This window comes from Anaerococcus porci, from assembly GCF_034090325.1.
Classification (GTDB): Bacteria; Bacillota; Clostridia; order Tissierellales; family Peptoniphilaceae; genus Anaerococcus; species Anaerococcus porci.
Genome location: NZ_JAXDSU010000100.1, coordinates 1 through 22,916, shown reverse-complemented (window position 1 = coordinate 22,916; position 22,916 = coordinate 1). Strand labels below are relative to the sequence as shown.

The window sequence follows — 22,916 nt, the reverse complement described above, 5'->3', positions numbered from 1 at the left end:
TTTTTTATAAATTAATAATTTTTATTATTAAGCAAATATTTACTTTTTATAAAAATAATAGTATAAAATGTATTTATAATATGCAATACAAGCATTTAACTTATAAATTTTTAATATTAAGTTTTAGATATTTTTTATGATTTTATTACTTTAAAAGATAAAAGTCAAGAAGATTATGAAAATTATGATTTATACAAATAGTCAATTAAACATAGATAGTATATTTAAGTTTGGCTTAAATATTATTTCTAAGACTTAAATTATATGATTATTAACAAAAAAATATTATTTGTATTTACATGTATTATAAAATAAAAAAAGATAGTTTTGTTTTATGATTTTGAAAATCAAAATTTTTGTAATATACTAATGTCATGAGTATAAAAGATAATTTAACTATAAGTACAGCGAAATTAATTCGCTTTTTATTGAAATTGACAAAACACAAGGCTACAAGTCTTCCAGGTAAAATTGCTTATAAGATGGATAAAGATATACTTAAGTCACTTAGTAAAAATACTAAATTTATTTTTATTACAGGGACGAATGGTAAGACTATGACTACACACTTTGTGACAAGTATTCTTAAAAATCATTATAATAAAGTTTTTACAAATGAATCTGGATCAAATATGATTCAAGGAATAATTACAAGTCTTCTAGATAATCCTAAAAATGAAAATACAGTTGCCGTTTTGGAGGTAGATGAGGCGAATCTTGTTAGGGTTTCTGAATTTATAAAACCGGATTATGTTGTTTTGACAAATATATTTAGAGATCAAATGGACAGGTTTGGTGAAATTTATAATGTTTATAACAAGATTTTAGAGGGATTTAAAAAATGTGATGATGTAAAAATTATAGCAAATGGTGATTTACCAATATTTTCATATGATTCATTAAAAAAATATAATCCAATATATTATGGTATTAGAGAGGATAAAAAAGATAGTCAATTATATGACTTAGATGCTGAGTTTAATAGTGATGGCATACTTTGCCCAAATTGTAAGTCTATTTTAAAATATAGAATTATAAATTATTCATCCCTAGGAGATTTTTCATGTCCAAACTGTGATTTCCATTCTCCAAAAATAGATTATAATATTGAAAATATTTTATCTATGGAAGCAAATTATTCAAAATTTCTTATAGATAATGAAGAGTATGAAATTCAAATTGGAGGATTTTATAATATTTACAACGCCCTTGCGGCCATATCTCTTTCAAAAGAATTGGAACTTACTTATGAAGAAATATATGATGGATTAAAAAATCAGGAACACGTTTTTGGTCGTCAAGAAAATCTTAATATTGAGGGCAAAGAAGTAATTATAAATTTAGTTAAAAATCCAACTGGTTTAAATCAAATTATTAATCTTATGCTTTTAGAAGATGATCCTATAAGTTTATTTTGTTTTTTAAATGATAATTATGCTGATGGAACAGATGTATCTTGGATTTACGACTCTTATTATGAAAGACTAAAAAAACTAAATATAAAAGAAGTAAAAGTTTCAGGTAAGAGAAAAAAAGATATGAAGAGAAGACTAGAAATCGCAGATATATTTGATGGGGAAATTATAGAATTTGACTATGAAAAAGATATTTTAAAAGCTATCAGTACATCAAAAACAAATAAAATTTATATACTTTCAACCTATACTGCCATGTTAAGATTAAGGGAGGTTTTAAACTTACAATGATAATAAATATATGCCATCTTTATGGAAATCTTTTAAATACCTATGGAGATGTAGGAAATGTTATGGCTATTAAATATTTAGCAGAAAAAAAGGGCTATAAAGTAAATGTAGATGTTATTAGTATTAATGATGATTTTTATTATAAAAAATATGATTTTGTTTTCTTTGGTGGAGGACAAGACTACGAACAGTCAATAGTCGAAAAAGACTTAGAAAATAAAAAAGATAACATAATAAAATATATTGAAAATGATGGATTATTTCTTGCGATTTGTGGAGGATATCAACTTTTAGGTAAATATTATTATGATGCTTATAATAATAAAATAGAAGGTCTTAACATTTTTGACTATTATACAAAAAATCAAGAAGATTCTAAAAGATTTGTTGGGAATGTAAAGGTTAAGGATAATAAAAGCGGACAAATTTATGAAGGATTTGAAAATCATGGTGGAGTAACTTATCTTTCAGATAAACATTGTGCATTTTCAACCATTATTGAAGGATATGGAAATAATGGCCAAGATAAAACTGAAGGATTTAGATATAAAAATACTTTTGCAAGTTATCTCCATGGTCCTTTGTTAGCTCGCAATGATAATTTGTGTGATACATTTTTACAAATCATAGAAGATAATAAAAAACAGTATTAACCTAATTCACTTTAATAAGCTATTGAATTGATAAGTTTTTATTGATATAATGTACTATGAAAAGCAAATCATAAAGTTTTATAGGAGTTTAAATGAAAAAAGATATTGAAATTGCTAGAGAAGCTCAAATTAAGGATATTGATGAAATAGCACATTTTCTCAATATTGAAAAGTATGAGAAATATGGAAATTATAAGGCTAAAATCGATCTTTCTTATTCTGAAAATCAAAATAAAGATTCAAAGCTAGTATTAGTAACTGCTATTAGTCCAACACCTTATGGAGAAGGTAAGACTACTATGAATATAGCCTTGTCTATGGGGCTTAATAAACTAGGAAAGAAAGCTATTTCAGCTTTAAGGGAACCATCTTTAGGACCATCTTTTGGTATTAAAGGAGGAGCCTGTGGTGCAGGATATTCTCAAGTTATACCAATGGAAGATATTAATCTTCACTTCACTGGAGATTTTCATGCTATAACTAGTGCTGTTAATCTTGTAGCTTCAATGATTGATAATCATATTTACCAAGGTAACGAAAAAAATATAGATTTAAGTAATATTCTATGGAAAAGATGTGTTGATCTTAATGATAGGGCCTTAAGAGAAGTAGTAGTTGGTTTAGGTAAAAAAACGAATGGAATAGCTAGACAAGATGGATATGATATTACTGTTGCTACAGAAATGATGGCAGTATTTTGTTTAAGTAATAACTTAAATGATTTTAGAGAAAAAGTATCCAGAATGATAGTTGCCTATGACTATGATAACAATCCGGTTACAGTAGATGATATTAAAGCTACAGGACCTGTAGTAGTTCTCATGAAAGACGCACTTAAACCAAACCTTGTTCAAACCTTAGAAAATACGCCAGCTATTATACATGGTGGACCTTTTGCAAATATTGCTCACGGCTGTAACTCTATTATAGCCACTAAAACGGCACTTGCCTTATCGGAATATACAGTAACAGAAGCAGGCTTTGGAGCAGACTTGGGAGCCGAAAAATTCTATGATATTAAGTGTAGAAAGGCATCTATAAAGCCAAATATTACTGTAATAGTTGCAAGTGTTAGAGCACTAAAATATCATGGTGGTGTTAGCCTTGAAGATATTAATTGTGAAAATCTTGAGGGCTTGAAAAGTGGCTTTAAAAATCTTAAAGTTCATCTAGAAAATTTGAAGAAATTTTCTAATAATGTGGTAGTAGCAATTAATAAGTTTGACCAAGATACTAAAGCTGAACTAAGTTTATTAAAAGAACTAGTTAATAATTTAGGTATAGAGGCCTTTGAATGTGATGTATATCATAAGGGCTCAGAAGGTTGTCTAGATATATGCAAGTATATTATTGAAAAATCAAATAAAGATAATGATTTTAAATTATTATATGATGAATCCTTATCTATTAAAGAGAAAATTGATGTTATTTGTAAAGAAATATACAGGGCTAATGGAGTAAAATATACAAAAAAAGCCCTTGATGAAATAGAAAGAATTGAAAATTTAAACTCAGATAAATTACCTGTATGTATTGCTAAAACTCAATATTCATTTTCTGATGATCCAAAGAATCTTAATCCTGAAAGTGAATATGAAATTACTATCAATGATATAAGATTAAATCAAGGAGCAGGTTTCATAGTTGCTATTACACAAAATATTATGACGATGCCAGGCCTTGGCAAAAAACCTGCTGCTTATGAGATTGATATTGATGGAAATGGGAATATCGTTGGACTATTTTAGGGAGATATGTATGACAGAATCAAAATTAAAAAGTAAAGAATTAGATGAATTTTTTGATGCTATATTGATGTTAAAAAATCGAAAAGAGTGTTATATGTTTTTTGAGGATGCTTGCACAGCAAGAGAGCTTCAATCTATATCACAAAGGCTTCAAGTAGCTAAATTATTAAAGATAAGAAAAACCTATAGTGAAATAGAGGAGCAAACTGGTGCATCAACTGCTACAATTTCCAGGGTAAATAGGTCGCTTCACTATGGAACTGATGGATATGATTTGGTTTTAGAAAATCTTATAGCAAATAATCTAAAAGAAGAAAAAGAAAATAATAGATAAGTAAAAACTTATAACGGATTTATCTTAATGATGTATAGACATAAAACTGGACAAAGAGCGGTAAGGATGGTACACATCAATCAAGGTGAATCCGTTTTTTAGTTAGTCTAATTTGATTAATCTTTTTTACAAACTAGTTTGTGGTATAATTGTAAGGATGAAAGGATGTGAAAAATGGACTTATCTAATTTAAATGATAAACAGAAAGAGGCTGTTTTACATAATAAAGGTCCTTTGTTAGTGGTAGCAGGTGCAGGTAGCGGTAAGACTCGAGTTCTAACTACAAGCATCGCTTATCTAATTAAAGAAAAAAATGTGGATCCAGTAAATATTTTAGCCATAACTTTTACCAACAAAGCTGCTAATGAAATGAAAGAAAGAGTTGCTAATTTATTGGGTAAAGATGTATCTTATCTTTGGATTGGGACATTCCACTCCATATGCGCAAGAATTCTTAGGATGAATATTGATAAGTTAGGCTATGATAATAACTTCACAATATATGACACAAATGATCAGAAAACTTTAGTAAAAGAAATAATAAAAGACTTAGGATATAAGGATGAAATAAGCCCAAAAGAAGCCTTAAATATAATCTCATATTGTAAAAATAAATCAATATACCCAGATGAATTCTTAAAATTAAATACATTCTATGTAAAACAAGAAGAGTATTATAAAATATATAAAAATTATGAAAAAAGAAAGTTTGAATATAATTCCTTAGATTTTGATGATTTAATACTTAAAACTTTGGAATTGTTTGCAGAAAGTCCTGATACTCTAACTTACTATCAAAATAAGTTTGAGTATATTTATGTAGATGAATATCAAGATACAAATAAAAGTCAATATGAATTGATTAAATTCATAGGAAAACTACATAATAATATTACTGTTGTAGGAGATGCTGATCAATCTATTTATAGCTTTAGGGGAGCTGATATAAATAATATTTTAGATTTTGAAAAGGACTTTAAAGATGCTAAGACTATAAAACTTGAGCAAAATTATAGGTCGACTTCAAAAATAATAAATGCTGCAAATAAATTGATAGAAAACAATACCGAAAGAAAAGATAAGGTTCTTTGGACATCAAAAAAAGATGGTGCAGAAGTCTTATATAAAAAATCTTCTCTTGAAACAGAAGAGGCAAGCTTTGTAGTTAATGAAGTTACATCACTTTTAAAAGATGGCTATAAATTAAGTGATATTGCAATCTTATATAGGACCAATGCTCAATCGAGAATATTTGAAGAAGTTTTCATGAAAAAACTTATAGATTATAAGGTTATAGGTGGTTTAAAGTTTTACGACAGAAAGGAAATAAAAGACCTTGTAGCTTATCTTAAAGTTTTAGTAAATCCTAAGGATGATATTTCATTAAAAAGAATTATTAATGAACCTAAAAAAGGAATAGGTCAAAAAACCATAGAAGGACTAGAAAAAGAGGCTTCTAAATTAGGTTTTTCTTTGACAGAACTTGTAACAGACCCAAGTCTTTTCAATGGCCTTACTGAAAAGTACAAAAATACTTGTAGAAAATTTTATGATCCTTTAAAAGATATTTTTGAACATTATAGTGATTATCTAATAGTTGATTTAATTGAAAATGTTTTGGATAAGAGTGGTTATTTAAAATCTCTTGAAGAAAGTTATTCAATAGAAAATAGATCAAGGATTGACAACTTAAATGAGTTTATGTCTTCTGCAGCTGAATATCAGTCAAATAATCCTGAAGACAATATATATGACTACTTAGAAAATCTATCTCTTTTATCAGATCTTGATAAGACGGAAGAAAGTGATGATGCTATATCTTTAATGACTATTCATTCTTCGAAGGGTTTAGAATTTAAAGTCTGTTTTATTGTTGGTATGGATGAAGGTTTATTTCCATCAAAAAGAAGTATTGATGAAGGAAATATTGAAGAAGAGAGAAGACTATGCTATGTTGCAATAACACGTGCTATGGAAAAATTATATATAACCTCAGCAGAAATTAGAAGACAATATGGTCAACCAGTATATTATAAACCATCAAGATTTTTAAATGAATTAGACGGTTCAATAAAAAAGCTAGATCAAGATAAGACTCAAACCTTCTCCAATCACGAGTTAAGAGTTAAGACAAATGAAGATTACATGAGAGATAAGGCCAGAGAAAGTGTTCTAAAGAAAAAAACCATAAAGGAATCATCAAAAGAAGAATTTAAAATAGGTGATAATATTCTCCACTCTAAATGGGGAAAGGGTATGATAGTACAAATAAAATTATCTACTGATGGAAATGAACTAGTTGTAGCATTTGATAAAAAAGGTCTTAAAAAATTAAATCAAGACTATGCTCCTATAAAGAAGGTTTAATATGGACAAAAAAGAAAGAATTAGAGATTTAATAGATCAAATTAATGAATTAAATTATCACTACTATACTTTAGATAAACCTTTAATATCAGATGGTGAGTATGATAAGCTATATGATGAGCTTAAAAATCTTGAAGAGGAAACAGGTATAGTGGATAAATTCTCACCCACTCAAAGAGTTGGAGGAGTAATACTCGATAAGTTTGAAAAGCATTACCATATTTCAAGGTTATATTCTCAAGATAAGTCACAAAATTACGAAGATCTAAAAGAGTGGATTAATAGATGTGAGAGGTTAAGACAAAATTATAATAATACTCATGAAGATAAATTAAAAAAGTTAGAATTTATAACTGAGTATAAGTTTGATGGACTAACAATAAATCTAACCTATAATGATGGAGTGCTTCAAACTGCAGCTACGAGAGGTAATGGAATAGTTGGAGAAAATGTTCTAGAACAAGTTCTTACTATTTCTTCTATCCCAACAAAAATTGATGAAAAATCTTTGATAGAAGTCCAAGCAGAGGCTGTAATGCCACTTTCTTCATTAAAAAAATACAATGAAGAAAATGAAGTTCCTTTAAAGAATGCTAGAAATGCAGCAGCTGGAGCAATTAGAAATCTAGATACAAGTCAAACAAAAAAAAGAAATCTTAAGGCATATTTTTATCAAATTCCTACAAATGAATTATCATTTGAAACTGAAGAAGAAATGCTTAAGTTTTTAGAAAAGCAAAAACTTCCAGTATATCCTTATTACAATTTGATTGATAATTTTGATGACTTAGTTAAAGAGATAGAAAGAATTAAAGTTCAAAGACATAAAATAGACATATTAACTGATGGCGTAGTAATTAAAATAAATGATATAAAAACTCAAAAAGTACTTGGATATACTAATAAATTCCCTAGATGGTCAATAGCCTTTAAATATGATCCTGAAGAATACACTACAATTTTAGAAGATGTTTTGTGGAATGTGGGAAGAACTGGAAAAGTTACACCATCTGCAATAGTCAAACCTGTAGATTTTTCTGGGGTTACTGTAAGACGTGCTACCTTAAACAATTATGATGATATTGAAAGAAAAAAACTTAGAATTGGTTCCAAGGTGTTCATAAGAAGATCTAATGATGTAATTCCAGAAATTTTGGGCGTAGTTGATGAAAATCAAAAAAATACAAAAAAGATAGAAAAACCATCAAGATGTCCTTTTTGTAACTCAGAACTTATTGAAGGGAATGTTCATATATACTGTCCAAATTCTATATCATGTACACCTCAACTCAAAGCAAGACTTGTTCATTTTGCTTCAAGAGAGGCTATGGATATAGATGGTTTGAGTGAGAGAACTGCTGAATTATTTATAAAAAATTTAAATATTAATGAAATTTATGACTTATATGATATAGAATATGAGGATTTGATAAAACTTGAATCATTTAAAGAAAAAAAGACTAATAATCTATTAAATGCTATTGAAAATAGTAAGGAATGTGATTTATCAAATTTCACTTATGCTATAGGAATTCCAAATGTTGGAGTAAAGACTGCAAATGACCTGGCAAATAAGTTTAAGACTTTTAATAATCTTAGAAATGCAAAAGAAGATGAGTTAATAGAAATTGAAGATATCGGTGAAAAAACTGCAAGTTATATAATAGATTTCTTTAATGACCATAATATTAGTAAATCAATTGATATACTTTTATCAAAAGGCATAAAAATTAAAGAAATAGAGAAGGGTATTAAGTCTGACTTATTAAAAAATAAAAATATTGTTATAACGGGTTCTATTGATAATTATAAAAGAAATGATTTGAAAAAATTAATAGAGAATAACTTAGGTAATGTAACAAGTTCTGTTTCTAAAAATACAGACCTAGTCTTGTGTGGTCAAAAACCTGGCTCAAAAAGAGATAAAGCTATTGAATTGGGAATTGAAATATTAGAAAGTGAAGATTTACTCGATTTTATAGAAAAATTGGAGGAAAACTATGAATAAAAATGAAGTTGAAAGAGTTTATAGACTTGCTAACTTAGATCTTTCAAATGAAGATATAGATATAATAACAAATAAATATAATATAATACTTGATTTTATAGATCATATATTTGAGGTAGATTGTGAAAATGTCGAAATGACAGAAATGTTAGAAAATCATAAGGCTATATTAAGAGAGGATGAAGCTCAAGAATCTCTTGATAGAGAAGATGCCTTAAAAAATGCTAAAGATACTCAATTTGGATACTTTAGATTAGATTGGAAACTTTAAGGAGATATTGATGGATATAAACAAAACTATTGAAAAATATAAAAATAAAGAGATTTCAGTCTATGATCATACTAAAAAAGTTTTAGAAAAGATAAAAAATGATAAAACAAATGCTTATATATCATTTAATGAAGAAGATTCTCTTAAAAGAGCAAAATATCTTGATCAAAAACTTAAAAGTGGTGAGAATTTAGGAAAATTATTTGGAATACCTGTAAGTGTTAAGGATAATATTTCATATAAGAATATGAAATTGACCTGTGCTTCAAAAATGCTAGAAGATTTCACACCTTTGTACAATGCTACAGTAGTTGAAAATATTTTAGATGAAGATGGTATAATTATAGGGAAAACAAATATGGATGAGTTTGCTATGGGTGGGTCTGGTGAAACATCTTATTTTGGTCCAGTTTTAAATCCGCTTGATGAAAATTTGATTCCGGGTGGATCATCATCAGGTTCTGCAGTTAGTGTTGCAAAAGGTGATGTATTAGTTTCTTTAGGTACTGATACTGGTGGATCAGTAAGGCAACCTGCTTCTTATTGTAATATAATTGGCTATAAGCCAACTTATTCTATGATGAGTAGGTATGGAGTTGTAGCTATGGCAAATACCTTAGATCAAGTATCTTTATTTGCAAACAATGTAAAAGACTTAAGAATTTTAGCAAGTGCAGTTCAAAGTCCTGATCAAATGGATATGACAGCAAGCTTAGAAAAATATAAATTTTCTGACGATGATTTTAGCTTTGAAGGTAAAAAAGTTGCAATTATAAAAAATGATAACAATGAATTTAACATTACAGATTCTGTATATGAAGATTATAAAAATGCCATAGACTTAATTAAAAACAAGGGTGCTATAATAGAGGAGGTTGACCTTAAATACTCAAAGTATGCTAATGAAGTTTATAGTGTAGTAATGAGCTCTGAAGTAAGCTCAAATCTTTCTAGATTTGATGGCATCAGGTATGGTTACCAAACAGAAGATTATAAAGATGTTGAAGAACTATTTATAAAAAATAGATCTGAAGGTTTTGGAGAAAATGTTCAAAGAAGAATAGCACTGGGAACTATGTATTTATCAAGTGAAGATAATCAAAGGATATACAAGCAAGGGTTAAAAATCAGGAGTCTAATTATTGAAGAATTAAAAGAAATATTTGATAAATATCATTTCTTAATTACACCTACAACTGTAGATTTGCCATCTAAACTTGGAATTTATACAGATAATCCATTGAAAGACTTCTCATCAGATATATTTAATGTAATAGTTAATTTAGCAGGATTATGTGGAGTTTCAGTACCTGTTAGAAAAGGTATATCAGGAAGTATTCAAATAATTGGTGATAGATTCAAGGATAAAGAGATTATAAATGCTTGTGAAGAATTTGAAAGGATAAAAAATGAAGACTAGAACAATAATAGGATTAGAAATTCACGTTGAACTGTCAACTAAAACAAAAATGTTTTGTTCATGCAAAAATGAATTTGGTGCTATCCCTAATACAAATACTTGTCCAACTTGCTTAGGTCATCCTGGTACTCTTCCAAGAATTAATAAAGAAGCAGTAAGATATGCAATTATGGCTGGACTTGCTTTTAACTGTGATATAAAGACAGAAATGAAAATGGACAGAAAGAAGTATTTCTATCCAGACCTTGTAAAGGGATATCAAATAACACAACAAGATGAACCTTATGCTGTTGGTGGATATATAAAACTTAAAAATGGAGATAAAATAAGACTAAACCATATCCATATGGAAGAAGATACTGCAAAATCAAATCACGATGAAAATAATAGGACATTAATGGACTATAACAGAGCAGGACTTCCATTAATAGAAATAGTATCAGAGCCAGATTTGAAATCTGCTAAAGAAGCTAGAGAATTTGTAGAAAAGCTTGCCCAAACATTGAGATTTTTGGATGTTTCAGATTGCGTAATGGCTGAAGGATCAATGCGTTGTGATGTTAATATAAACCTTGAAAATCTTGAAAATGGGAAAAGAACTGCCATATCTGAAATAAAAAATCTTAACTCAATGAAAGCTATAGAAGATGCCTTAAATTTTGAAACTAATAGACATAAAAAAATGCTAGAAGATGGTAATCTAGGTATAAAAGAAACTAGAAGATGGGATGATTTAAGTCAAAGCACTATATCTATGAGAACAAAGGAAACTACAAATGACTATAGATTTTCCATAGAGGGTGATATCCCAAGAATTAAGCTTGAAAAAAGTTTCATAGAAGATATAAAAAATAATTTACCTGAACTTCCTGAGAAAAAAGAGCAAAGATATATAGAAGAATATATACTATCTTCATATGATGCTAACCTTTTATCAAATGATAGAAAACTTTCAGAACTTTTTGAAAGCACAAATGAAATTGTAGATAACCCAAAAGAAGTTTCTAATTGGATTTTAACAGAGCTTTCAAGAAGATTAAATGAATTTGAAATAGAATCTGACCAAATGAATTTATCTGTAAAAAACTTTGCGAAACTTATAAACTTGGTTATTTCAAATAAAATCAACAATAATGTTGGTAAAAAACTTTTAAGAGAAATCTTTGAAAGTAATGATGATCCAGAGAAACTAGCTAAAGAGAGAAATCTTCTACAAATAAGTGATGAAAATTTCCTAGAAGACATAGTAAATGAAGTTTTGAGAGAAAATCCTCAATCTATTGAAGATATAAAAAATGGTAAGGATAGGGCTTTTGGATTCTTAGTAGGTCAAGCTATGAAAAAGACCAAGGGTAAGGCAAATCCACAACAAGTAAATGCTTTGCTTAAAGATAAAATAGCCAAATTCTAATTCTAAGAATTGATTTATTATGAATATATTAATAGAAAATGCTAATATACTCTCAATGGCAGATGGTGAAAAAATTTATAAATCTAATATCTGTATTGAAGATGGCAATATTACAAAAATTTCAGATAACACACAATATTTTAATTATGATAAAAAGATTGATGGAAGTGAAAAACTTGTCATGCCAGGGTTTATAAATGCCCATACTCATGTTGGCATGAGTTTTTTTAGAAATTATTCTGATGATGTGAGTCTTATGACATGGTTAAATGAAAAAATTTGGCCACTTGAAGATAAACTATTAAAAGACGATGTTTATTGGGCTTCACTTTTATCACAAATAGAAATGATTATGACTGGCACTACAACATTTGCTGACATGTATTACTTTGAAGAGCAAACCATAAAAGCACTTGATAAGTCAAAAATGAGAGCACAAATATCAAGAGGTCTAACCTTAGAAGATAAGGATAATAAAAAAATAAAAGAAAATCTAGCTCTTTATGAAAAATTTGATGGAAAAGATGGAAAAATAAATATAGCGTTTGGTCCTCATGCTGTTTATACGACTGACAAGGACTATCTTAAAGAAATATCCAAAATATCATCAAAAAAAAATATTCCAATTCATATTCACCTATCAGAAACAAAGGCAGAAAACATTGAATGTCAAAAAAAATTTGGTCAAAGTCCAACTGAAGTGTTTAATGAGTGTGGAATATTTGATAATAGGACTATAGCAGCCCATGGATTGTACTTATCTGAAAAAGACATTGAAATATTAAAAAATAAAAATGTTTCTATAGTTCATAATCCATCATCAAATTTAAAACTTTCATCTGGTTTTTTAGATGTTTCTAAATTATTATCTACGGGAATCAATGTTGCAATGGGTACTGACTCAGCAGCTAGCAATAATAATTTATCAATGATTAAAGAAATTTCTTTGGCTTCCTTAGTTTCAAAATACTATGATCCAAAGAATTTAAGAGCTTATGATATTTTAAAACTTGCTACTATAAATGGTGCTATGGCTTTAGGACTTTTTGATAAGATTGGAAGTCTTGAAGAGGGGAAAAGAGCTGATTTAATTTTAATAGACTTAGACAATCCAAATCATACTCCAAAAAATAATCTTATATCATCAGTTTGTTATTCAACATATGATAAGGATGTAGAAACAGTAATAATAGATGGTGATATTGTTTATGAAAATTATGAGTTTACAAATTTGGATATTGAAGAAGTGATGGCAAAATCAGAAGAAGCATTTAAAAGATTAAGGATGAGATAATGCTAGGTATAGATTTAGTTGATATAAATAAATTTAGGATGAAATGTAAAAATCCTAAATTTATTTATAAAATATTTACTGATAATGAAATTCATTATGGAAATAAAAAAGGTAATAGAATAGAAACTTTTGCTGGTCTATTTGCTGCAAAAGAGGCCGTTATAAAAGCTTTAAATCTTAATTTAGCTTATATTTTAAGAAAAAAAATAGAGATTTTACATATAAATAATAAACCATATGCAGTAGTTGATAATAAAATAGAGCTTGAAATAAGTATAAGTCATCAATCAGATTATGCTGTTGCTATATGTAATAATAAAAGTCTATTTAATGAAATTATTATTGATAAAAATATAAAAAAATTATTAGTAGATAGAAATGAAAATTCTCATAAAGGGGATTTTGGCAGAGTTGCAATATTAGGCGGAAGTAATGGAATGAGTGGCTCTGTTTATTTGTCATCTCTTGCTTCACTTAGATCAGGATGCGGACTAAGTCATATTATTTGTCCGTCATCTATTTCAAATATTTTACAAATAAAGTCAACTGAAAGTATAATAGAAGAAGTAAAATGTGATAATTTTCATTATAGTGATGAGATATATAATAAGATTCTCATATATTTAAAAAATAAGGATAGTCTAGCTATAGGCCCTGGCATGGGAAGAGCTAATGGCTTAAATAAGCTTTTATTCTCAGTTATAAAAGAATATAAAAAAAATATCGTTATAGATGCTGATGGATTAAATGCTTTATCTGATGATATTAGTATACTTAAAAATCATGAAAATATAATTCTAACTCCACATGTAATGGAATTTCATAGGTTATCTAAGCTTCCTTTAGAGTACATAAATAAAAATAGAATGGAAGTTGCAAAGAAATTTGCAAAAGAAAATAAAATTATTTTAGTTTTAAAGGGTCAAAAAACTATTGTGACAGATGGAGATTACTCTTATATAAATAATACAGGAAATTCCGGCATGGCTACTGCTGGAAGTGGCGATGTTTTAACAGGTATTATTTTGGCAAATCTATCAATAATGAAACCTCTAAATGCTGCCATATTATCAGTTTATATACATGGATTGGCAGGAGATATTGCTAAAATAAAGTTAGGGGCTGATTCAATGATTGCAAGTGATATAGTTAATAATATAAGTGAAGCTTATAAATTAATGAGGAAGTAAAATGATAAAAAACTTTAATTTAGTCTATATACATAATGATTTTTATAAATTGAAAATATTTGATAAATATATTAAAAAAATAAATATTAAGCTAATAGGAGATATAAATGAAGGTTAAAAGAGGTGACTTATTTTATGCTGATCTTTCTCCAGTAGTTGGTAGTGAGCAAGGGGGCGTTAGGCCCGTTATAGTAGTTCAAAATGATATGGGGAATAAATACTCTCCAACTATAATTGTGGTTCCTGTCACAAGCCAGATAAAAAAATCAAAACTTCCTACTCACGTCTCACTTAGTGCTAATAAATTTGGTTTACCTAAAAATAGTGTAGCCTTATTAGAGCAGTTAAGAACTATTGATAAAAGAAGATTAAGAGATAAATTGGGAAGTTTCGACAAATCAGTTATGATAAAAATTGACCAAGCTATAGCAGTTTCTGTTGGAATTGATTGATGAAATCAATTATTAAAAATATACTAATAGTAGTTTTACTAATAGTTCTTTCAATAGTTAGCTATTATACATATACCAATAAGAAAATAGATACAAATTTAGAAATTGACTATATAGATGTAGGTCAAGGTAATGCTGTATTAGTAAAAGAAAACAAAAAAGTTTTATTGATAGATGGAGGAGGTAGGTCTAGTAGTAGAAAATATTATTCTTATATTGATAATAAAAATATAGATACTATTGATTATCTTTTAGTTAGTCATTATGATGAAGACCATATAGCGGGTCTTATATCCATATTGGATAATAAAAAGGTTATCAATGTAATTTGTCCTAACTATAAAAAGAATAGTAAAATTTATAAATCTTTTATGAAATCCTTAAAAAATTCTAGTGCTCATATAATTCATCCACAAGTCGGAGATGAATTTATTTTAGGTAAGGCAAAATTTAAAATCTTATGGCCTAAATCTTTTGAAGATAGTTTAGATAATGAAAATTCCATAGTTTTAAGACTTAGTCATGGCAATAATTCGTTCTTATTTCCTCAAGATGTTGATACGAAAATAGAAGACCAGCTAATATATAGTGGTTATAATCTAAAAAGTGATGTACTAATGCTAGGACACCATGGGAGTAAATTTTCTACTTCAAAAGAGTTTATTAAAGAAGTTAGACCAAAGCTTGCTATACTTTCAGTTGGAAAAAATAATAGGTATAATCATCCCGCTAAACGTGTAATTGATTTACTTATAAACGAGAATATAAAACTTTTAAGAACAGACATTGATGGTAATATATCCTTAGAAAGTAATGGGAATGAAATAAAAGTATATACTGATAAAGAATAAAAATCCCTCTTTAAAGTGAAACTTAATATAGGTTGAACCGACCTCCCAAATTGGTTTTTTATCTTCAACTTTTGTGGTTCAGTCCATAGATATAGTTTCACTAAATTAGAGGGATTTTATTATTATTTACTTTTTACTATCATTTTAGCTAACTCATCTGGATTTCCACACCCAGTAGTTATTACTAGATCATCTTTCTTAATTTCTTTAAGTATATAATCACGAGCACTTTCGAAATCTGGAATATAAATTGCATTTCTTCCAGTCTTTACCATAGCATCAACTACATCCTTGCTATTTATAGTAGGATCAAATGCTTCTCTTGCTGCATATATATCAGTAATTATAACTTCATCTGCATCATCAAAACTTTCAACAAAATCATTAAATAGAGTTTTGGTTCTCGAATATGTATGAGGTTGCCATACACATATTAACCTACCCTTTGTATGCTCCTTAAGAGCGTTTAGAGTCACTTTAATTTCTGAAGGGTGATGTCCATAGTCTGTCATAATATCGCATCCGTTTACATTACCTATTACTTGCATTCTTCTATCAAGCCCTTTATACTCTTTTAAATATTTTCTTATAGTTTCAATATCTACACCATTTTCATGAGTTGATATGATTGCTGCACAAGCATTATTTATATTGTGTCTTCCTATTATAGACAATTCGAAATGTTCAACACTACCATCTTTCATAATCAAATCAAATCTCGGCCTGCCAAGTTCATCAAATGTTATATTAGTAGCGTTATAATCAGCATCTTTATTATCTTGACCATATGTTATAAGCTCACCTTGAACAGCATCTAAAATAAGTTTATTATTTTCTTCATTAAGATTTAGTATAGTTTTAGAATCTTTATCTTGGTTTCTTAAATAGGTTTTGAATGTTTCAATTATTTGATTTAAATCCTTATAAAAATCTAGATGGTCCTCATCTATATTTAGGATGATTACAGTTGAAGGATAATAATACTTTATATTTCCTTTGTATTCACATGCCTCAGTTACTAAAAAATCTTTGTCACCTACGTGTACATTTCCATCAATTTCATCTAATTCTCCACCTAATAAAATCGAAGGATTTTTTGAAGAATGCATAAGAATTTTTGAAATCATACTTGTTGTGGTACTTTTTCCGTGAGAACCAGAAATAGCAATTGAGTTTTTATAGTTTCTCATAAGGGCTCCTAGAAAAACACCCCTTGTAACAACTGGTACATCTAGCTTACGTGCTGCTATTAGTTCCTCATTAGAATCTGCTATAGCATCAGTATATATTACTAAATCTGGATTTTTAATATTTTCTTTTTTTTGTCCAATTAGGACATCTATCCCATTATTAATTAGGTTTTTACTTGTTTCGGAAAGCTGTCTATCAGAACCTGTAATATTGTAACCATTTTCTTTTAGTAAAATGGCGATTCCACTCATTGAAATACCACCTATTCCAATCATGTGAATATTTTTATACTTGTAATCATTTATATTAAATTCAAACATTATTACTCCTTTAAAAGCTTTTTTTATTTTAACTTATGTTATTATACCATAAGTTAAATAATTACTCCATTTCTCAATATTTATCTTTATATTTTGAAAATTGACACAAATTCTATTAAATGATAATCTTTTATTATATAAAGTTAATGAATTGAGAGGTAAAAATGAGATATATTATAGGTAACGATCACGGAGGTATAGATCTTGTTGATAGTGTAGAAGAAATTCTTCTTGATTTAGGTCAAGAAGTTGAAAAAGTAGGCACTTATAATAAGGATTCTTGTGATTACTCTGATTTTGCAAAAAAGGCATGTGAAAAAATCATAAATAATGAAGCGGATTTTGCAATACTAATATGTGGAACAGGAATTGGTATGAGTCTTTCTGCTAATAAAGTTAAAGGAATAAGAGCTGCTTGCGTATCTGATGTTTATTCTGCAAAGATGTCTAGAGCACACAACAATTGTAATGTTTTATGTATTGGTGCAAGAGTAATTGGATCAGAAGTTGCAAAGATAATTGTAGAAACTTTTGTAAAAACTAAATTCGAAGGTGGAAGGCATCAAAGAAGAATAGAAAAAATCACTGAAATTGAGGAGAATAATTAATGTTTAATGAAAAAGATATCAATGCTATAAATGCAATTAGAACTTTATCAATTGCTCAAATAGAAAGTGCAAATAGTGGACATCCTGGTCTTCCAATGGGTGCAAGCCCAATGGCATATGTATTATGGAATAAGGTTTTAAATGTAAATCCAGAAAAAAGTGATTGGCATAATAGGGATAGGTTTGTTTTATCAGCAGGTCATGGATCAGCAATGCTTTATTCATTACTTCACCTAAGTGGATTTGATTTATCTATTGAGGACTTAAAAAACTTTAGACAAATAGGTTCTAAGACTCCAGGACATCCTGAAAGAAAACATACTGATGGAGTTGAGGTAACCACAGGACCATTAGGTCAAGGAATTGCAAATGCAGTTGGATTTGCTATAGCTGAAAAGCATCTTGCAGCTTTATATAATAAAGAAGACTTAAAGATTGTAGATCACTATACTTATGCCATATGTGGAGATGGTGATCTTATGGAAGGTATTTCATATGAATCTATGAGTCTTGCTGGACACTTAAATTTAAATAAACTTATAATTTTACATGATTCTAATGATATATGCTTAGATGGAGATTTAAAAACTTCATTTTCTGAAAATATTGAAGGAAGAGTTAAGGCTCAAAATTGGAATTATCTTAAAGTTGATGATGGTAATGATTTAGATGCTATATATGAAGCAATAAATAAAGCTAAAGAAAGTAAAGATAGACCTAGTTTCATAGAGATTAAAACTATTATAGGTTATGGTTCTTTAAACCAGGGTACCAATAAAGTTCATGGTGCTCCTATAGGTTTTGATGATTATAAAAGAGTAAAAAAATTCTATAATTGGTCCTATGACGACTTTGAAATACCTGAAAATATATACGAAACCTTTAGGGAAAATATATTGAAAAATGGTAAAGAAAAATATCAAAAATGGCTTGAAAAATTTAAAGAATATAGAGAAAAATACCCAGAAGATGCAAAAGATTATATAAGTGGATTTGAAAGAAAACTTGATGAAAATTGGATTGATCAAGTTAAAAAATACTCACACGAAGATGCACCGATTGCCACAAGAGCTTCAAGTGGCGATATAATTCAAGATATAGCAAAAATAAATAAAAACTTTTGGGGAGGAAGTGCCGATTTATTTTCTTCAAATAAGACAGATATAAAATCAAGTGATAGGTTCAAAAAATCAAATCCTGAAGGAAGAAACTTATGGTATGGAGTAAGAGAATTTGCAATGTCTGCTATTGCTAATGCAATTGTAGCACATGGTGGATCTTTCCATCATATATCTACATTCTTCGTATTTTCAGACTACCTTAAGGCTGGTTTAAGGCTTTCTGCTCTATCTCATATACCTGTAACTTATGTGTTTACTCATGATTCGGTAGCAGTAGGTGAAGATGGACCAACACACCAACCTATAGAACAATTAGCAATGATTAGAGCAATTCCTAATACTATAGTGCTTAGACCATGTGATGCTAATGAGGTTAGGCTTTCATGGAAGATAGCACTTGAGAGTAAAGAATCTCCAGTAGTTATAGCCCTAACTCGTCAAAATGTGTCTAACTTAGAAGAAACTGAAAAATTGGATGATATATCTATGGGGGCCTATATAATTAAAGATTCAAATAAAGATAAACCTGATGGAATTATAATAGCAACAGGAAGTGAAGTAGAGCTTGCTATAGAAACTAGAGAAGAACTGTTAAAAGATAATATTGATGTTAGGGTAGTATCAATGCCTTCTTTTGAATTATTTAGAAAACAAAGTGAAAAATATAAAGAGAAAATTTTACCAAAAGATGTAAGAAATAGAGTATCTATTGAAATGGGAACTTCTTTTGGTTGGAGCGAGTTTACAGGTAATGAAGGTTTAAATATAGCTGTAGATAGCTTTGGTATATCAGGTAATTTTAAGGATGTTAAAGAAGAATTAGGTTTTGATAAAACTATAATAGCTAAGAAATATAAAGAAAAATTCAATTGATTAAGGTGGCAAGCTTACTACTTGCCTTCTTCATTTTAAAAAAATACTAAAAAGTGATATATTATAATTATAAGAATAATAAAAAGGAGTGAATATGAGTATACCAACACCACATATTTCAGCAAAAAGTAAAGATGAGATTGCTAATACTGTATTAATGCCTGGAGATCCTTTAAGGGCAAAGTATATAGCCGAAAATTTTTTAGATGATTATAAACAATTTACAAATACTAGAGGAATGTTAGGATTTACAGGCTTTTATAAGGGTAAAAGGGTATCTGTAATGGGTAGTGGAATGGGAATTCCATCATCAATGATATATTTTAATGAACTATATAAATTCTATGATGTAGAAACTATAATAAGAGTTGGAAGTGCTGGAAGCATGCAAGAAAATGTGAAATTGCATGACATTGTTCTTGCAACAAGTGCTTGTAGTGAGTCCTCAATAAATGATAATTTATTTGGAAATATACATTTTTCACCAACACCAGATTTTGATTTACTTTTGACAGCTTATAATAAATCAAAAGAGTTAGGTTATATAACTCATTGTGGACAAGTGCACTCTTCAGATCAATTCTATAGTAATATTGATGAGAAAGTATTTAAAAACTTACAACAATATGATGTTTTATGTGTTGAAATGGAATCTTATGGTCTATTTACAACCGCTAGAAAATACGGAAAGAAAGCTTTAGCAATATTTACCATTAGTGATTCTTTAGTGTCAAATGAAGCTGATAGTGCTGAAAACAGACAAAATTCTTATACTCAAATGATGGAATTAGCACTAGAAGTTGCACCTAAATAAGGGGTTAAAATGCTTAAAAATATAATACTTGCAGCAGGAGAAGGTACTAGAATGAAATCTAATACCTCTAAAGTTATGACCAAAATTCTAAATAGAGAAATTATATCATATATAATTGATGCGTGTGATATAGAAAATTCTAAAACCATACTAATAGCTGGGAAAAATAAAGCACTTATAGAAGAAAAATTTCCTAATCTTGAAATAAGAGAACAAAAAATAGGAGAAGATTATCCTTATGGCACAGCATATGCGGTAAGTATGGCCTTAGATCTTTTAGAAGATGAAGACGATATTATAATATTAAATGGTGATATCCCACTAATAACTAAAAATTCACTTAATAGTTTTTATAATTTCCACAAAGAAAATAATAACAATTTGAGTGTAATGTCTACTGAAATTGACAATCCAACAGGATATGGAAGGATTATTAGAGAAAATGGGAAATTCAAAAAAATAGTAGAACAAAAAGATGCTAATAAGGATGAACTTAAAGTAAAAGAAATAAATGTAGGTATATATGCTTTTAAGGCAATAGATTTAAAAGAATCACTAAAAAAGATCAATACTGATAACAAGTCAAATGAGTATTACCTAACAGACTGTATTGAGATTTTAAATAATGAAAATAAAAAAGTTGAAAGCTATGTAGCTAGTAATCCTGATCAATTTTATGGAATAAATAATAAAAAAGAGCTTGCAGAAGCTGGTTCAATTTTAAGAAAAAGAATAAATGAATATCATATGTTAAATGGTGTAATCATTGAAAATCCAGACATAGTAACAATAGAAAAAGATGTAAAAATAGGAAAAGATACTCTTATATCAGGTCCTTGTAAAATTTTGGGAAAAACATCTATAGGTGAAAGTTGCATTATTGAAGGAAGTTCAAGAATTGAAGATTCTGAGATAAAAGATAAAGTTAAAATTGATAATTCAGTAATAGAAAAATCTTTTGTAGATGAAGGAACAGATATTGGACCATTTTCTCATTTAAGACCAAAATCAAAATTAGGTAAAAATGTTCATATTGGAAACTTTGTTGAAGTTAAAAACTCAAACATAGATGATGGGACTAAAGCTGGACACCTTGCCTATATAGGAGATGCCGATTTAGGAAAAAACATAAATGTTGGTTGTGGAGTTATTTTTGTTAACTACGATGGTAAGTTTAAGCATAGATCAATTATAGAAGATGATGCCTTTATAGGATCAAATTCAAACTTAGTAGCACCAGTCCATATAGAAAAAGAAGGATATATAGCGGCAGGATCAACTATAACAAAAAATGTAGAAGAAGGAAATCTTTCAGTAGAAAGAGCAAAACAAGTGAATATACCTGGATATGTTGAAAAAAAGAAAAAAAGAGATTTAAAAAAATTAAAGGAGCAAAATTAAGATGACAGAGTGTGTAAATCCATCTAATATTTGTAGGGGAGAGCTTATAGTAATTGCTGGTAATTCAAATCCAAAACTAGCACAAGATGTCGTTAATTCACTAGGAATAGAATTAGGGGAAGCTGAAGTTAAACACTTTGCTGATGGTGAAATTAATGTAAAAATAAATGATACTGTAAGGGGAAAGGATGTATATATAATTCAACCAACTTCATATCCTACCAATGATAATTTAATGGAATTATTGATATTGACTGATGCTTGCAGAAGAGCTTCTGCAGGTCATGTCAATGTAGTAGTACCATACTATGGATACGCAAGACAAGATAGGAAAACAAGAGGTAGAGAACCAATAAGTGCAAAATTAGTTGCAAATTTGATTACAGTTTCTGGTGCAGATAGGGTAATTACTATGGACCTACATGCAGGTCAAATTCAAGGATATTTTGATATTCCTTTAGATCATTTTTCTGCAATTAGACTTTTATCTTCATACTTTAAAAAAGAAGCTTTTGGAAAAAGTGATGATTATGTAGTAGTAAGTCCTGATTTAGGTGGGGTAACTAGGGCTAGAAACTTTGCCGATTATTTGAAATTAACAATAGCCATTATTGAAAAAAGAAGACCAAAACCAAATGTTTCAGAAGTTATGAATGTCATAGGAGATTTTAAGGGAAAACACTGTATTCTAGTTGACGATATGATAGATACTGCTGGTACAATATGCAATGCTGCAAATTATTTAATGGAAAATGGAGCAAAGGATGTATCAATGGCTGCAACTCATGGAGTTTTAAGTGGACCAGCTATAGAAAGATTAGAAGAATCTTGTCTTAAAGAAATAGTGATTACAGATACAATTCAATTGCCAGAAGAAAAAAAG

19 protein-coding genes are annotated in these 22,916 nt (G+C 28.5%); 18 read left to right on the top strand and 1 reads right to left on the bottom strand.

Annotated elements, in window-relative coordinates; translation table 11 throughout:
• Positions 1-374 precede the first annotated feature (374 nt).
• The 13 genes from SOR60_RS10165 (at position 375) to SOR60_RS10105 (ending at position 15,705) form a co-directional block, all read left to right on the top strand.
• Positions 375-1,706 carry a Mur ligase family protein gene (locus tag SOR60_RS10165; RefSeq protein ID WP_154538815.1) on the top strand — a complete coding sequence of 444 codons (1,332 nt, stop codon included), beginning with the start codon at positions 375-377 and terminating at the stop codon, positions 1,704-1,706.
• Positions 1,703-2,359, top strand: a complete 657-nt coding sequence (locus tag SOR60_RS10160) for a type 1 glutamine amidotransferase (protein ID WP_154538814.1) — start codon at positions 1,703-1,705, stop codon at positions 2,357-2,359. The genes SOR60_RS10165 and SOR60_RS10160 overlap by 4 nt, the downstream gene beginning before the upstream one ends.
• 92 nt (positions 2,360-2,451) lie before the next feature.
• Complete coding sequence (locus tag SOR60_RS10155) at positions 2,452-4,107, top strand: formate--tetrahydrofolate ligase (protein WP_320595875.1); 1,656 nt, start codon at positions 2,452-2,454, stop codon at positions 4,105-4,107.
• Between the two features lie 10 nt (positions 4,108-4,117).
• On the top strand, positions 4,118-4,441 hold the full coding sequence (locus SOR60_RS10150; protein ID WP_154538812.1) for a YerC/YecD family TrpR-related protein: 324 nt from the start codon (positions 4,118-4,120) through the stop codon (positions 4,439-4,441).
• Between the two features lie 174 nt (positions 4,442-4,615).
• Positions 4,616-6,808: an ATP-dependent helicase gene (locus SOR60_RS10145; protein WP_320595874.1), complete on the top strand. Its 2,193-nt coding sequence runs from the start codon at positions 4,616-4,618 to the stop codon at positions 6,806-6,808.
• Between the two features lies 1 nt (position 6,809).
• On the top strand, positions 6,810-8,816 hold the full coding sequence (ligA, locus tag SOR60_RS10140; RefSeq protein WP_320595873.1) for an NAD-dependent DNA ligase LigA: 2,007 nt from the start codon (positions 6,810-6,812) through the stop codon (positions 8,814-8,816).
• On the top strand, positions 8,809-9,087 hold the full coding sequence (gene gatC / locus SOR60_RS10135) for an Asp-tRNA(Asn)/Glu-tRNA(Gln) amidotransferase subunit GatC (protein ID WP_154538809.1): 279 nt from the start codon (positions 8,809-8,811) through the stop codon (positions 9,085-9,087). The genes ligA and gatC overlap by 8 nt, the downstream gene beginning before the upstream one ends.
• Before the next feature lie 10 nt (positions 9,088-9,097).
• A complete protein-coding gene (gene gatA / locus SOR60_RS10130; protein ID WP_320595872.1) occupies positions 9,098-10,507 on the top strand; it encodes an Asp-tRNA(Asn)/Glu-tRNA(Gln) amidotransferase subunit GatA in 1,410 nt (469 codons plus the stop codon).
• Positions 10,497-11,918: an Asp-tRNA(Asn)/Glu-tRNA(Gln) amidotransferase subunit GatB gene (gene gatB, locus SOR60_RS10125; RefSeq protein WP_320595871.1), complete on the top strand. Its 1,422-nt coding sequence runs from the start codon at positions 10,497-10,499 to the stop codon at positions 11,916-11,918. The genes gatA and gatB overlap by 11 nt, the downstream gene beginning before the upstream one ends.
• A 19-nt stretch (positions 11,919-11,937) precedes the next feature.
• Positions 11,938-13,212, top strand: a complete 1,275-nt coding sequence (locus tag SOR60_RS10120; protein WP_320595870.1) for an amidohydrolase — start codon at positions 11,938-11,940, stop codon at positions 13,210-13,212.
• Positions 13,212-14,402, top strand: coding sequence for an NAD(P)H-hydrate dehydratase (locus SOR60_RS10115; RefSeq protein ID WP_154538805.1), 1,191 nt, complete (start codon positions 13,212-13,214; stop codon positions 14,400-14,402). Before SOR60_RS10120 ends, SOR60_RS10115 begins: the two co-directional genes overlap by 1 nt.
• Positions 14,403-14,509: 107 nt before the next feature.
• The gene (locus tag SOR60_RS10110) at positions 14,510-14,854 is read left to right on the top strand and encodes a type II toxin-antitoxin system PemK/MazF family toxin (protein WP_154538804.1); all 345 of its coding nucleotides are present in this window, start codon (positions 14,510-14,512) and stop codon (positions 14,852-14,854) included.
• Entirely contained in the window at positions 14,854-15,705 is an 852-nt protein-coding gene (locus tag SOR60_RS10105) for a ComEC/Rec2 family competence protein (protein WP_154538803.1), read from the top strand. Before SOR60_RS10110 ends, SOR60_RS10105 begins: the two co-directional genes overlap by 1 nt.
• Before the next feature lie 122 nt (positions 15,706-15,827).
• Here the strand turns inward: SOR60_RS10105 and murC are convergent, their stop codons facing one another.
• Positions 15,828-17,216 (bottom strand): UDP-N-acetylmuramate--L-alanine ligase, encoded by a 1,389-nt coding sequence (murC, locus tag SOR60_RS10100; RefSeq protein WP_320595869.1) that lies wholly within the window; start codon positions 17,214-17,216, stop codon positions 15,828-15,830.
• A 164-nt stretch (positions 17,217-17,380) separates the two neighbouring features.
• Here murC and rpiB point away from each other — a divergent pair, with 164 nt between their 5' ends.
• From rpiB to SOR60_RS10075, 5 genes are all read left to right on the top strand, one after another.
• Entirely contained in the window at positions 17,381-17,824 is a 444-nt protein-coding gene (gene rpiB / locus SOR60_RS10095; protein WP_154538801.1) for a ribose 5-phosphate isomerase B, read from the top strand.
• Positions 17,824-19,818 (top strand): transketolase, encoded by a 1,995-nt coding sequence (gene tkt, locus SOR60_RS10090; RefSeq protein ID WP_320595868.1) that lies wholly within the window; start codon positions 17,824-17,826, stop codon positions 19,816-19,818. Before rpiB ends, tkt begins: the two co-directional genes overlap by 1 nt.
• 94 nt (positions 19,819-19,912) lie before the next feature.
• Positions 19,913-20,632, top strand: a complete 720-nt coding sequence (deoD, locus tag SOR60_RS10085) for a purine-nucleoside phosphorylase (RefSeq protein WP_154538799.1) — start codon at positions 19,913-19,915, stop codon at positions 20,630-20,632.
• Between the two features lie 9 nt (positions 20,633-20,641).
• Positions 20,642-22,033 (top strand): bifunctional UDP-N-acetylglucosamine diphosphorylase/glucosamine-1-phosphate N-acetyltransferase GlmU, encoded by a 1,392-nt coding sequence (glmU, locus tag SOR60_RS10080; protein WP_320595867.1) that lies wholly within the window; start codon positions 20,642-20,644, stop codon positions 22,031-22,033.
• Between the two features lies 1 nt (position 22,034).
• A partial coding sequence (locus tag SOR60_RS10075; protein ID WP_320595866.1) for a ribose-phosphate diphosphokinase occupies positions 22,035-22,916 on the top strand: 882 nt, incomplete at its 3' end.

Excerpts from the sequence above, each read along its gene's own strand:
- gatA (WP_320595872.1), top strand. The coding sequence starts at position 9,098 with ATGGATATAAACAAAACTATTGAAAAATATAAAAATAAAGAGATTTCA.
- SOR60_RS10110 (WP_154538804.1), top strand. The coding sequence starts at position 14,510 with ATGAAGGTTAAAAGAGGTGACTTATTTTATGCTGATCTTTCTCCAGTA.
- SOR60_RS10150 (WP_154538812.1), top strand. The coding sequence starts at position 4,118 with ATGACAGAATCAAAATTAAAAAGTAAAGAATTAGATGAATTTTTTGAT.
- SOR60_RS10155 (WP_320595875.1), top strand. The coding sequence starts at position 2,452 with ATGAAAAAAGATATTGAAATTGCTAGAGAAGCTCAAATTAAGGATATT.
- SOR60_RS10165 (WP_154538815.1), top strand. The coding sequence starts at position 375 with ATGAGTATAAAAGATAATTTAACTATAAGTACAGCGAAATTAATTCGC.
- tkt (WP_320595868.1), top strand. The coding sequence starts at position 17,824 with ATGTTTAATGAAAAAGATATCAATGCTATAAATGCAATTAGAACTTTA.
- SOR60_RS10120 (WP_320595870.1), top strand. The coding sequence starts at position 11,938 with ATGAATATATTAATAGAAAATGCTAATATACTCTCAATGGCAGATGGT.
- ligA (WP_320595873.1), top strand. The coding sequence starts at position 6,810 with ATGGACAAAAAAGAAAGAATTAGAGATTTAATAGATCAAATTAATGAA.
- SOR60_RS10115 (WP_154538805.1), top strand. The coding sequence starts at position 13,212 with ATGCTAGGTATAGATTTAGTTGATATAAATAAATTTAGGATGAAATGT.
- rpiB (WP_154538801.1), top strand. The coding sequence starts at position 17,381 with ATGAGATATATTATAGGTAACGATCACGGAGGTATAGATCTTGTTGAT.
- deoD (WP_154538799.1), top strand. The coding sequence starts at position 19,913 with ATGAGTATACCAACACCACATATTTCAGCAAAAAGTAAAGATGAGATT.
- murC (WP_320595869.1), bottom strand. The coding sequence starts at position 17,216 with ATGTTTGAATTTAATATAAATGATTACAAGTATAAAAATATTCACATG.
- SOR60_RS10145 (WP_320595874.1), top strand. The coding sequence starts at position 4,616 with ATGGACTTATCTAATTTAAATGATAAACAGAAAGAGGCTGTTTTACAT.
- glmU (WP_320595867.1), top strand. The coding sequence starts at position 20,642 with ATGCTTAAAAATATAATACTTGCAGCAGGAGAAGGTACTAGAATGAAA.
- gatC (WP_154538809.1), top strand. The coding sequence starts at position 8,809 with ATGAATAAAAATGAAGTTGAAAGAGTTTATAGACTTGCTAACTTAGAT.
- gatB (WP_320595871.1), top strand. The coding sequence starts at position 10,497 with ATGAAGACTAGAACAATAATAGGATTAGAAATTCACGTTGAACTGTCA.
- SOR60_RS10105 (WP_154538803.1), top strand. The coding sequence starts at position 14,854 with ATGAAATCAATTATTAAAAATATACTAATAGTAGTTTTACTAATAGTT.
- SOR60_RS10160 (WP_154538814.1), top strand. The coding sequence starts at position 1,703 with ATGATAATAAATATATGCCATCTTTATGGAAATCTTTTAAATACCTAT.